7 protein-coding genes and 1 pseudogene are annotated in these 12,912 nt (G+C 67.1%); all 8 read left to right on the top strand.

All coding sequences use genetic code 11. The features are described 5' to 3' along the window. Positions 1–4: 4 nt before the first annotated feature. Positions 5–2,052, top strand: a pseudogene (gene eccCa / locus H7I57_RS31010) (type VII secretion protein EccCa); the annotation flags it as partial. Between the two features lie 15 nt (positions 2,053–2,067). Next, on the top strand, positions 2,068–4,374 hold the full coding sequence (gene eccCb, locus H7I57_RS31005; RefSeq protein ID WP_372510497.1) for a type VII secretion protein EccCb: 2,307 nt from the start codon (positions 2,068–2,070) through the stop codon (positions 4,372–4,374). Between the two features lie 204 nt (positions 4,375–4,578). Beyond that, entirely contained in the window at positions 4,579–4,887 is a 309-nt protein-coding gene (locus tag H7I57_RS31000) for a PE domain-containing protein (RefSeq protein ID WP_264028371.1), read from the top strand. Between the two features lie 15 nt (positions 4,888–4,902). After that, on the top strand, positions 4,903–6,327 hold the full coding sequence (locus tag H7I57_RS30995) for a PPE domain-containing protein (protein ID WP_264028369.1): 1,425 nt from the start codon (positions 4,903–4,905) through the stop codon (positions 6,325–6,327). Positions 6,328–7,484: 1,157 nt separating this feature from the next. Continuing rightward, positions 7,485–8,351, top strand: coding sequence for an ESX secretion-associated protein EspG (locus tag H7I57_RS30990; RefSeq protein WP_163681206.1), 867 nt, complete (start codon positions 7,485–7,487; stop codon positions 8,349–8,351). Positions 8,352–8,428: 77 nt separating this feature from the next. Then, entirely contained in the window at positions 8,429–9,946 is a 1,518-nt protein-coding gene (eccB, locus tag H7I57_RS30985; protein ID WP_264028368.1) for a type VII secretion protein EccB, read from the top strand. A gap of 66 nt (positions 9,947–10,012) precedes the next feature. Then, positions 10,013–11,728 carry a MinD/ParA family ATP-binding protein gene (locus tag H7I57_RS33665; RefSeq protein ID WP_264028367.1) on the top strand — a complete coding sequence of 572 codons (1,716 nt, stop codon included), beginning with the start codon at positions 10,013–10,015 and terminating at the stop codon, positions 11,726–11,728. Beyond that, positions 11,725–12,912: type VII secretion integral membrane protein EccD (eccD, locus tag H7I57_RS30975; RefSeq protein ID WP_264028366.1), on the top strand; the 1,188-nt coding region annotated here is incomplete at its 3' end. The genes H7I57_RS33665 and eccD, both read left to right, overlap by 4 nt.

The following is a 12,912-nucleotide window of genomic DNA, read 5'->3' as shown; positions in this document are numbered from 1 at the left end:
ATACGTGACCACTCAACAGTTCAGGCGGCCCGGCCCGATTGCACGCCCGCCGGCGACGGCGGGCGGCAAGATCGCGATTGATCCGCCGATTCCGGCGCCGATCCCGCCGCCACGCAGCGTGTGGGGGATTGTGCTGCCGATCGTTCTGATTGTCGGTGTGATCGGGTTTATCGTCGCGATGTACATGTCCGGAATGCGNAGCTTCGCATCGGGTTTCGGCATTTTCGGGATCATGATGCTGATCGGCATGGCGGGCATGCTGTTCCGCGGCCGCGGAGCNGCGCAGAAGATGTCCTGGGGTGAGCTGCGGCAGTACCGGGCCAACTACTTCGCCCGCCAGGACGATGTGCGCGATGAGATCGAGGTGCAGCGCCGCGCCCAGTTCGACCATCGCGAGCATTTCCATTGGGACCCANCCAAACTCGTGGCCGCGGTCGGCACCGAACGCATGTGGGAACGCTCACCGAGTTCGGATGAATTCGGCGAGGTCCGGGTCGGGGTCGGCAANGTCAAGCTCGCCATGACGATCGAGAAGCCGAAGATTCCCGAGGCATCACANATCGAACCGGCCACCGGTCACGCCCTGCGCAAGTTNCTGCTGGANCAGGAATACATCGACGACATGGCCAAGGTGATTTGGCTGCAACGCTTCGCGGGCGTCTCGTTCATCGGGGATATGGACGAGGCACGCGCTCTGCTGCGGGCGATGGTGTGCCAGCTGGCGGCATTCCACAGCCCCGCCGACCTCCAGATTCTGGTGGTCAGCGACGCCCCGTCGGTGTGGGACTGGACGAAGTGGCTGCCACATATGCAGCATCAGAGCAAGCGCGACGGCTGCGGTGAGCGCCGGCTGCTGTTTTCCTCCCCGGCTCAACTGGAGGAGTTTTTCGACGAGGCGGAGCTTCCGCGTAGCGAGTGGACACCCCCGGCCAGCGGNTTGCANGGCGCGGGGAACACCGTTCTGCCGTTCCGGGTGATCATCGACGACAACTGCGGAACCCCCGAGGACTGGGCCGGCCTGACTGGCAGCGCNGGGTATGCCGGCACCTGCTTTGTGCGCCTGGCACCGTCGGTGCCGCCGCCGTCGCCGCATGATGCGTTCGGGACGAAGAGTTGGATCGGGTTTTCCCCGGAGACCACCTACCGCCTCGTGGGCGGTGCGCTGCGGAAGCGCCTGCCCGCCGAGGACCTCACACCGTTTAGCGGTGTGCAGCACCCGTCTTCCGACGAGCTCGACGACGCCTTCTACGCCAAGGCCGACCAGCTATCGATCACCGCAGCGGAGCGGTTCGCTCGGGCGATGGCCCGCTTCCGCGCCTCCGGCGGGGTCACCACGGTCACCGATTCCGGCCACCAGCAACGCACGTTGCTTGACGCGGTGGGGGTGCGGGACCCCCGCAACCTCGACGTGGACCGCCTGTGGTCCCCGCGCCGCAGCCAGGGCCCGGAGTGGATGCGCTTCCCGGTCGGTCTCGATGAGAGCGGCCAGGTCGTCGACCTGGATCTTAAAGAGGGCAGCCAGCAGGGCATGGGCATGCATTCGCTGTTCATCGGCACGACCGGCGCGGGNAAGTCCGAGGGCATCATCACCGAGGTCGCCTCGATGGCGTTGACCCATTCGCCGGAGGTCGCCAATGTGGTGTTCTTCGANTTCAAGCTGAAATCAGCAGCCGGCGTGCTCGAACAGTTCCCGCATGTGGTGGCCAGTGTCAGCAACCTCGGCGATGAGCGCCACCTTGTCGGCCGCATGTATGNTTCAAGCTGAAATCAGCAGCCGGCGTGCTCGAACAGTTCCCGCATGTGGTGGCCAGTGTCAGCAACCTCGGCGATGAGCGCCACCTTGTCGGCCGCATGTATGAGGCGCTGGAAGGCGAGCTTGATCGTCGCGGCGCNCTGTGCAACGCCGCCGGCCCGGACGTGGTGGATCTGACGGTCTACAACCAGCGGCGGCTCACTGATCCCTCGCTGCCGCCGGTGCCGGTGCTGTGGGTCATCGCCGACGAGTANCAGGAGCTGCTCAGCGACCGNGACTGGGGNGATAAGTTCCGCAGCTTGTTCTGGCGGATCATGCGCCAGGGCCGCGCCTATCACATGTTTTTGCAGCTGGTCGGCCAGACCGTCGACACCCAGAAGCTGCGCGACATCCGCAAGCTGCTCGGGTTGTTCTGGCGGATCATGCGCCAGGGCCGCGCCTATCACATGTTTTTGCAGCTGGTCGGCCAGACCGTCGACACCCAGAAGCTGCGCGACATCCGCAAGCTGCTCGGCTTCACCATCGCCGGCCGTACCGGCACCGAGGAAGATTCCCGCGAGGCNCTCGGTGTGGGGATCGCCGCCAAGATCGACGAGAAAGGCGCGGAGGGAACTGCTTTCCTGCGGGTGGCGCAGCGCCAGCCACGCCAGTTCCGATTCTTCTATTCCTCGGCTGATTTCGTTCCGCAGACCGGACCCGACGACAGCCGGCCGCTGGAGGCCGGCACCTGGTTCGAGCCCCGCGCTTTCACGGCCGAAGAGGCCGCCGACATCGATGGCCTGCTGGCCGAGCCGGTCGAGCGCGACGCTGCCCCGGCGCCGGTCCCGGAGGCCGCCAGCGTGAAGATCATCGACGCGGTGATCGGTTCCCTGCAGGCCACGGGGGCCGCCCCGCCACGCCAGCTGTGGCTGCCCCCACTGGGCGCCCCGCCGGCCGCCGACGATCTGGTGGCTCGACTGCGCGGCAAGCCGTGGGATGTCGACTACGGCCAGAACCCGGGCCTGGTGTTGCCGGTGGCGCTAGAGGATCGCCCACGTCAGCACCGCCAGGATGTCTGCTACCTGAACATGCTGGAAAGCAGCGCGCTCATCGTCGGCGCCCCCCGTATGGGCCATACCAACGCGGTCATGACCATGATCACCGCGGGTGCGTTGATGTACCGGCCGGAGCGGGTGCAGTTCTACTGCATTGCTGCCAGCGGCCCACAATTGGCAGCGTTGAACGATCTTCCGCATGTAGCGGCCGTGGCGGCTCTGCACGACACCGAGGGCGTCACCCGCTTGCTGGCCACCGTGCGCGGCATCGTCGAGGAGCGTGAACGGCTATTCGCCACCCGCGGCCTGGANATGGAGCAGGTGCGGGCGGCGAAGTTCGGCCCGAACCCGACCGATATCGGCGTCTCCGGCGGTGATGTGGTGCTGGTCATCGACGGCTGGGGCAACTTCAACGACGCCAACCAAAAATGGGTCGACCAGGTGATGTCGCTGATGCGCGCGGGCAACTACGGGGTNCGCACGATCGTCACCCACACCAGCTANCTGTCGAAGATCAACACCCAGGTCAAGAACCTGTCCACGGAACGCATCGAGTTGCGGATGACCGATGAGCGGGAATCCGAGCTGGGCCGGCGCGACCCCACCGTCAACCGGGGCAAAGAGGTNCCGAATAAGCCAGGACACGGCCTCAGCGCCGCCGGATTCCACATCATGATCGGCGAGCCGGTGCTGGCCAATGATCCGTCCGGCCACATCGACGCTCGCGGTGTCGGCGCAGTGGTGCGCCGGGTGGCCGGAGTGGAGAAATTCGCCGAGGTGAANCGCCTGCCGGAGATGGTGCCGCTTTCTGATGTGTTGGCGCGGGTCAACGGCGGCGCCCAACGCGACCTGGTTCCGTTCGGTCTGTCGGAGTCCGATCTGGGCCCGGCCTACGTCGACTTCGCTGAGAACCCCCACGCGGTNGTCGTGGGCCGCGCGCAATCGGGACGCTCGGCGTTCCTGCGCACGATGATGCACAGCGTCATGGCCCACTACAGTCCCGATGAGGCCACCATTGTGTTGATTGATCCGCGCCGCCGCCACATGGGCGTGGTGCCNGAGGAGACGTGGCTGTCGCGCTACGCCTACACCCTCAACGACATCAAGAAGGCTGCGGGGGAGTTGAAGGAGCTGTTCGACAAGCGCACCCCGCCGCCGGGCACCAGTCCCNCGGAGATGCTGAAACGCCAGTTCTGGACCGGCCGCAAGATCTTCGTGTTCGCCGATGACGTCACGTCGTGGAACTCGGCGCAGAATCCGCTGATGGAGTTGGCCGACTACGTGGAAACGGCCGACCAGCTGGGCATGCACATCATCGCGGCNGCCGACATCAAGCTGTGGAGTTTCCAGGCGTCGGGCAACAGCATGCTCGGCCGACTGGCCGGCGCCCTGCAACCGACGATCATTCTGGACGGCCGCCGAGAACACGGCCCGATCATCAGCGGTGTCTACGCCGAGCCTCAACGTCAAGGAAAGGGCATCTACGTGCACCCCGGCGGCACCACCGATGGTGTGCTGGTGGCCTGGACACCCGAACCGGTGCGCTCGACACCTCCTCGGCATTCCTCCCCGATNGGCCAGAGCTAATGCGATCACCAATGACTCAAGCGGGCGATTGGGCTACGGAATTAGTGGCCCAAGCACCGGAATCAGAGATTTTGAGCNTNCTCANCNGCCATTCATCGAGGTCATCGGTGGTGATGCGTGCCGTGCGGAATTTAGCGCAGGTAGCCCCCTAACACTGGGCTTAAACTGAGTTCAGATCACCCCCACGAAGGGAGAGGCAAACAAATGTCCGTTCCAATCATTGGTGTCGAGCCGGCGCTTGTCGGAATGCTGTCGGCTGCCGAGAGCGCNGGCGCGGCGACCATGGCCGCCGGGACGTCCGGTGCTGCCCCGGTGATGACGACGGTGCTGCCCCCGGGTAGCGATCCAGCGTCGATGGCGGTGGCGGCGGCGCTCAACGCGCGCGGCGCGGCAGCGGTCGCCGCGCTGACGCAGCTGACGATGACGCGGGCTATGTTCGCCGGCAACGTCGGGGTTAACGGCACCAGCTACGCAGCCATGGATGTGCTGCANCAGAGCGCTCTGGCGATCTAGAACCGCTTTCGGGCAATGCCAGGCTTCGGGGATTCGGCGCTCAATCCGCCGCAGGTGAACTACTACCAGTTGGTCACCGGCGATGAGGCGGCGACCGCGGCGGCAGCCGCAGCGGCTCATCAGGCGACCGCGGCGATGCTNACCGCCGAGATTGCCACCATGACCACCAGTACGACCAGCACGGCCGCGGTCGGCTGGCAGGGCGCCGGTGGTGCGGCGATGACGATGACCGCTCAAGCGTTCGCGGGAATCTTGGGCATGGCNACCAGTACGACCAGCACGGCCGCGGTCGGCTGGCAGGGCGCCGGTGGTGCGGCGATGACGATGACCGCTCAAGCGTTCGCGGGAATCTTGGGCATGGCNGTGGCCTGGTTTGAGGAAGCTGTCGTGCAGGCGACGGCNATCGTGGATGCCTATCACCTGGCCAAAACCACGATGGTGCCTGGACCGGTGTCGGATCAGAACCTCGCCGACACCGAAGCGCTGGTCGCCACGAACTTCATCGGGCAGAACAGTCCGGCGATCGCGGCCCTGGTCGCCGAATATGAGCGGCAGTGGATTCAGAACGCCACCATCATGTCGAGTTACCAAGGCGTGGTCACCGCGGCGCTGGGCGTACTGGCGACGCCGCCGCCGTTCGCACCGATGGCACCCAACCCCGCCGCAGCATTGGCCGCCCTGGGCAACGCCGGGGCACAAGCCGGTGTGCAGGGCGCCCTGCAGGCCAGCTCCCAAAGCATGCAGCAGGCCAGCACCGCGGCGGTGCCGGCCGCTGAAGCGGTCTCGGCACCGGCCGACGCCATGTCGGCGATGGGCGGACCGATGGGGATGATGGGGCAGCTCTCATCGGTCACCGGCATGATGGGCCAGGCTCCGCAGATGCTGGGCCAGGCCCCGCAGATGCTCAGCCAGTTCATGCAAATGCCGATGGGCATGCTCGGCCCGCTGTCATCGAGCATGGGCGGTCTCGGTGGCGCCCCAGGGGCCGCGTCAGCGGCTCCGCTGACCGGCACACCGGTGGCGACGCCGGGGTTGGCCAGTGCGCTCAGCGGGGGCGGCGGCGGTGGCGGCGGCATCGGCGCCGGGGGCAGCGGGGTCGTTCCGACCAGTTCCTACACCCGCCCGGTGGGCAGTTTCAGCACCCCCAATGCCCCCAAACTGCCCGGCGGATTCGGAGGTGCCGTCGAACCGGTGGCCACCGGACCGAGCCCGTCAGGGGGCGCAGGCACTGGTGGTTTGTACGGCGCTCCGGCCTCGGCGATGGGGCGCGACGGCGGGGCAGCGACCGAGCAGCGGCAGGGACGCACGATGCAGGTCACGCTTGCCCGATCGGCTGCTGTACGGCGCTCCGGCCTCGGCGATGGGGCGCGACGGCGGGGCAGCGACCGAGCAGCGGCAGGGACGCACGATGCAGGTCACGCTTGCCCGATCGGCTGCTGACAGGGGGGACAGGTAACAAAAAATTAGCGCACGGCGGGGTGCGTAGACGCCCATAGACTTTGTCTAGAACCAAACACCTTCCAGAACAGGAGTTTCCATGGCACAGCAAGTTGTTGGTGCGGCGCAGATCCAGTCCACCGCCGACCAGCTCGACGATCTCAAGATGCGGGCCCTCGACGTGCTCAGCCGCTACCAGCAGCANCACAGCAAGTTGTTGGTGCGGCGCAGATCCAGTCCACCGCCGACCAGCTCGACGATCTCAAGATGCGGGCCCTCGACGTGCTCAGCCGCTACCAGCAGCANTCGACCGAACTGCAGGCCTCCGGCGGCCTCGACGGCCAGGCCGGTGTCGCCAACGTGGCNACGGCAGAAGAGATCTCGCAGGCACAGCGCGAGATGAACATGCGGTGGGAGTCGCTGATCGCGGCACTGCGCAACAGCGCGCCGGACTTCACCAACATCGACACCCAGAGCGCCCAGCAGATCCAGTCGGTCGCCGGCGGCCTGCGCTTCACCTGACCCTCCATCCCACCAGAGACATTCGAAAGGACTCCACCACAATGGACGGAATGATCAAGGTCAATCCCGGCGCGATCGTGGACTACAACGCCGCCCTGGGAACGTTCAGCGGCGAGCTGGACAACATCGCCNTCCACCACAATGGACGGAATGATCAAGGTCAATCCCGGCGCGATCGTGGACTACAACGCCGCCCTGGGAACGTTCAGCGGCGAGCTGGACAACATCGCCNCCGAGGCGCAGAACCTGCTCGGCGGCATCGCCGAGTACTTCACCACCGATCAGGCGTCGGTCACCTACGCCCAGGCGCAGCAGATGATCATCGACGCCACCAACGAGGGCAAGGAAGTCATCCACCGCCACGGCCAGGCCGCCGACCAGGCTGGTGTGGACTTCGTGTCCCAGGACGGGGCCTCTGCCCAGACNACGCCACCAACGAGGGCAAGGAAGTCATCCACCGCCACGGCCAGGCCGCCGACCAGGCTGGTGTGGACTTCGTGTCCCAGGACGGGGCCTCTGCCCAGACATTCATGGTCTAGGACGGCCCACCAGGGGTGCTGTAGCGACACTGCCGAAAGGGGGGCCAACTGCAGTTGGCCCCCCTTTGTGCTGCTCGAAAGAAACAGAAGGGATAGGACATGGCGCTGACGACAACCGTCGGGGGCGTATGGGTACTGCAGGCGCTGCTGGGTGTGGAGTCCATGCCAACAGCGTTGCGGCTCAAGCCATTTATTCCGTCCGTGCATCACGAACTGATTGTTGAGACCACAGCAGGGCCGGTCCCGATCGCCGAAACCGCAGAGTATCTGAGCCTGGTGCAGGCCGGCGCCATATCTCCTAGTGGCGCGGTCGACGACCCGGTGCGCGACTGGATGACCGTGCTGGGGCGGCCTGACCGTCAGGCCGTCCTGACCATTCGGCGACCGTCAGGGCAGGCCGTCCACAACGGTGAACTCCCGACGGTGGACGAGCGGGTGGTCGTGGTGTGCCGGTACCGCCGGTGGCTGGCGATGGCTGCCCGCGACGGCAACGACATGGTCGTTGACGCGGTGGGGGAGACCGATGACCCCGCAGTCCAGGCGGACTTGATGTGCCAAACCTTGATGCCGGCACTGGGCGTGGCTGCACCCGCGGACATCGACGGCGTCAACATCCCCGCCGACCTGATGCAATCGACGCTGGAAGCCGCTGTCCCGCAGGGGCGAGACGCCACGATCGCCGCGATGAGCAGGCTGGGACTGCAACCCCAGCAGGCCGAGGTCCTGGCTGCGGCGACACGCCTGGACGACTCAGCCATGGCCGTCGCCATGGTGATTGACCACGACATCGCCCAGCATGTCCATCCCCGGGTGGTCACGGTGGCCGACACCGAGTTTGGTCGCGTCAGCATCACCACGAGCACGTCGGCTGACGGTAAGCAGTGGCTGAGCTTGTGGCCGGCCACCACCGACGCCGTCCGCGAGGACCTCTACGGGTTACTTTCCGCGCCGCGGGCGGCCGCGTAAAACGCCATGCGTGCATATGTCGGGGGGCGTGAAATTGGTGCCGATTTAGGGTCGTTTCGCCTAGTAGGGTGGGCGATATGGCGCTGAATTTGACGTCGCGGCTGCAGGTAACGGCCCACTATTTCTGGAACCGCCGCAACGCGGCGGCGCTGAGTCATCACGGCGTCCGGTTGGAATACGACCCCGAGCAACGCCGCAGTGCTGCGCTGATTCTCGGGGTCATGTTCACGCTGCTGGCGATGGCACTGATGTTCATGCTGTCGATGTGTTCCCCCGCCGGACAGGTGGGCCAGTCGGCCATCTTGGCCGACCGCGACACCGGCGCGGTCTACGTGATGGTCGACGGTCGACTACACCCGGCGCTGAACCTGATGAGCGCCCGGCTGATCGCCGGCCAGCCGAACAACCCCACGTTCGTCAAGGCCGCAGAGCTGGAGAAATACCCGCAAGGGCCGCTAGTGGGCATCGTGGGCGCTCCCGCGGCGATGCCCATCCGTACGGCGTCGTCCTCGGACTGGACCGTGTGCGACACCGCACCGACACCGACGTCGACGACCTCGGCCGCCTCGGAACCTGTGGTCACGGCGATCGCCGGCCAACTGACGCTGGGCCAGCGGTCAGCGCCGCTGCAGATGCCCGATGCCATCCTGGGCCGCTACGGCAATCGAACCTATGTGATCTGGGAGGGACACCGCTCCGAGATTGACCTCAGCAATAAGGCGGTCGCTTTAGCCTTGGGCGTCGATACGACTGCCCCGGAACCGATTCCGTTGTCGCGGCCGCTCTTTGACGCCCTTCCGGCGACCGACCCGCTGGTGAGCCCGGCCATCCCGGGGGCCGGGGAACCGTCACGATGGAATGTCGCCGACAGCGCGGTGATCGGATCAGTGCTGACCGTGCGCGACCTCGGCCAGCCCAACGCTGCCGAATCGCTGTACGTGCTGTTACGTGATGGCGTGCAACGGGTTTCGCCGTTCGTCGCCTCACTCCTGCGATCGGCGAACTCGTTCGGCGATGTGGCCCCGATCCAGGTGGCCCCCGACAAACTCGCTCCGATACCGGTGGTGGATAAGCTGCCGGTGTCGTTCTACCCGGCCACTCGGCTGCGCCTGGTGGACACTGCCGTCAACGCCACCACTTGCTTGGCATGGTCGAAAGGCGCCACGGACCGCGCCGCCGAAGTCACGATCTTGTCGGGGCAAGGATTGCCGATCCCGCTCGGCTCCGCCGATAACCGCCTGGTGAAACTCCCGAAGGGCGTGCGCGATCCCGAATCGGTGGAGGCTGACCAGGTGTACATCGGCCCCGGTGCCACGAACTTGGTGATGACGACCAGTGCGGCCCCAGCGGCGTCCTCGCGCGAAGCGATGTGGTGGATTTCAGATCAAGGGGTCCGCTACGGCATCGAGTTGTCCGACGACGCATTCAGAGCCCTCGGGGTGTCCCCGGATCGGTCGCAGCAGGCACCGTGGCCGCTGATCCGGGCATTTGCGCCAGGGCCAGCACTCACCCGCGCCGACGCACTGGTCCAACACGACTCGCTCGCCCCCGTCGGGGGCGCCGAAGCGCTCCCCACCAGGTCGCCGGGAAGCTAGTTGTTAAAAATCGAGGGTCGAAAAACTAGTGCCGATATACGACATACACGCTGATAGGATCAGATTGTGACTGACCGCGACCTTCCCCCTGAGCAAACGGGCTACCCTCCGAGCGAGGGTGATCCCCGCGACACCGGCGCGCACGCCGCAGAGCCGCCGGCACCGCCGGCACCGCCGGCGGTGCCGGGCTGGCCCNCGGGCTACCCTCCGAGCGAGGGTGATCCCCGCGACACCGGCGCGCACGCCGCAGAGCCGCCGGCACCGCCGGCACCGCCGGCGGTGCCGGGCTGGCCCTCACTACCGGCGAGCGGTGGGGAATCCGCGGGCGCTCACGCCCAATCCCCAGTGCCGCCCCCGCCCCCGCCGTGGCCGGGCCGCACCCCGGATGTGCCCAGTCCAGCACCACGATCCGACGCGGGTCCGCCGTGGGGTCAGCACTCGCAACCCAGCGAGTCTGAGGCTGCGGAGTCGACCCCGGACCGACCCGCGGCGGCCCCGCAAGAGTCTGACCCGGGCGCGCCGTACCGNCCGTCGGATGTTGAGACCACNACGTTTTTCGANCGCCGCGATTTCCCGCCCCCGCCGCTNCGCGAAAGCCCCTCCGGCGGCAGTAGTTTCGGCGACNCCGGTGCGGGCCAGCACGCGGCGCCGTCCACCTCCTCTCAGTGGGGTGGCGAGCCTCCACGGCATCAGGCCCCACCGTTTCCACAGCAATCCGGCCCGCANCGTCCCCNGTCGCCCGCCCAAGGCTGGCCCGGNGAGCGCTCTGCGCCTCCTGCCGGTGACCCGCGCCAGTGGGGCGAGCCCGCCCCGGTGTCCACGGGGCCGGCCAACTACTCATACGTCGACTCGATTCGGCCCACCGAACTCGTGCCGACCCGCAAGATTCCCCCCGGCAAGGGGTGGCGGAAAGTGTTGTACAAGAGCACCTTTGGGCTGCTGAACTTCGGGCAGTCGCCCGATGAACGGCATTTGGCGGAGCTGGAGGCCAAGATCCGCTCCCTACTGCGGGGCCGCTACAAGATCGGGGTGCTCGGCAAAGGCGGCGTCGGCAAGACCACGATTGCCGCCGGGGTGGGGTCGATCTTCGCCGAGCTCCGCCAGGACGACCGGGTGGTGGCCATCGACGCCGACACCGCGTTCGGCAAGCTGGGCCTGCGCGTGGACCCCAACGCCAAGGGCTCCTATTGGGAGCTCGCCGCCGATCAGGACTTGCGNACCTTCGCCGACGTGCGCTCCCGCGTGGGCAACAACACCGCCGGCTTATTCGTGCTGGCCGGCGAATCTGCCACCGCCCGCCGCCGCATACTCGATCCGAACATCTACCGNGAGGCGACCAGTCGGCTGGACAACCACTTCACCCTGTCAATCATCGACTGCGGGTCCACCATGGATTCCCCGGTAACCCGCGAGGTCCTGCGCGATCTCGACGCACTGATCGTGGTGTCCTCGATGTGGGTCGACGGCGCCTCCGCGGCCGCGCAGACCATGGAGCTGCTCGCCAACACCGGCCATACCGGGCTGCTGCATCGCACCGTGGTCGTGCTCAACGACGGCGACGGCCACGCCGACAAGCGCACCCGCGAGGTGCTTCATGAGCAGTTCAGCCAGCGCGGCCAGCGCGTGGTGGAAGTGCCCTTCGATCGACATCTGCGGCCCGGCGGTGTGGTCGACGTGCAGAACGAAATCGACAAGGTGACGCGTCGACGGTTCATCGAGATCGCCGCGGCGATCGCCGAGCACTTTCCCACGACCAGCGACAGCCTGCGGGGGCGCCGGTGACCACGGTGCACCCGTCGACTCCCACGTCAGGATCGTCAGCCCCCGGAGGGCCGCTGGTGCCCTCGTCGTGCCGGGTGTCGCTGCTGGTCGGCGGCGCCCACCAGATTGACCTGGTGTTACCGGCCGCAGTCCCGCTCTCGGCGTTGACCGACTCGACACTTGGGGCGGTCAATCGGCTGCTGCGCAGCAAGGGTGAAGACGAACTCCCTGTAGGGACATACGAATTCGCCCGCGCGGTGGGAATGACACGCCTGTCGGAGGAGGTGTCACTGTCGGCGCAGGGTGTCGCCGACGGTGACCTACTGGCGTTCGTGCCCGAGAAGACAGCCCGCCGATACACGCCACTGATCGAGAATGTCTCGACTGCACTGGCCCGCTGGGCCCATGCCCACTTTCCTCCAGTATCAACCCACGACGCGGTGGTGGTCGCCGGGGCGCTCACCGCGGCGGCACTGCTCGGGGCGGCCCTGCTGGTGTGGCGACTGCGGTGGGCGGCCCAGCCGTTCTGGCTCAGCCCCGCGATCTTCGCCGTCACCGCGGGCATCCTGTTGGCCACGGCGATGCTGTCGGCGCGCGCTGGGGCCAGCCGCGTCATCGTCGACGGCGCCGCCTGGGCAGTGCTGGCCGGCCTCGTCTTGGCCGGCGCCAGCGCACCGTATGGCGACCAGCCCGGCGCCCCGCATGCTTTCCTAGCGGCCGTGGTCGCCACCGTCGGTGTGTTGCTGTTGGCGCGCATGACGGGCCGCCACTGGACCGCGGCGGCGGCGATCGTCACCGTGACCACGGCCGTCATCGCCGCCGGTCTGACCCGCATGTTCTTCGACGTTCCCGCTCAACGCATCGCCATTGTCATGTTGATGGCGGTGCTCATCGCTTCTCGAGTGGCGACCGCGATCGGGCTGTGGATGTCCAAAGTTCCGCGCCAAAGCTTCGAGTCCATCACCGGGCGCGANATGTTCACCCGCGCGCCAGGTCAGCCCGAGGACACGCTGACACCNGTGGAGTCGGCCGCCCATGACGTGACGCTGCGCGGTGAGCAGGTCGCCGAGGTGGCCCGCCGGTCCAACCGGGTGCTCACCGGCACCCTGCTCGGGATCGCCGTGGTGCAGCTGGCAGCCTCCTGGTGGGCGATCGCCCCGGGGTCGGGCTCGCAGTGGCCCTCGATCGTCGTCGTCGTGGTGACG

The organism is Mycolicibacterium pyrenivorans (assembly GCF_025821625.1).
Classification (GTDB): domain Bacteria; phylum Actinomycetota; class Actinomycetes; order Mycobacteriales; family Mycobacteriaceae; genus Mycobacterium; species Mycobacterium pyrenivorans.
Note: the sequence above shows the minus strand (reverse complement) of the source record. Positions and strands in the feature narration are given on the sequence as shown.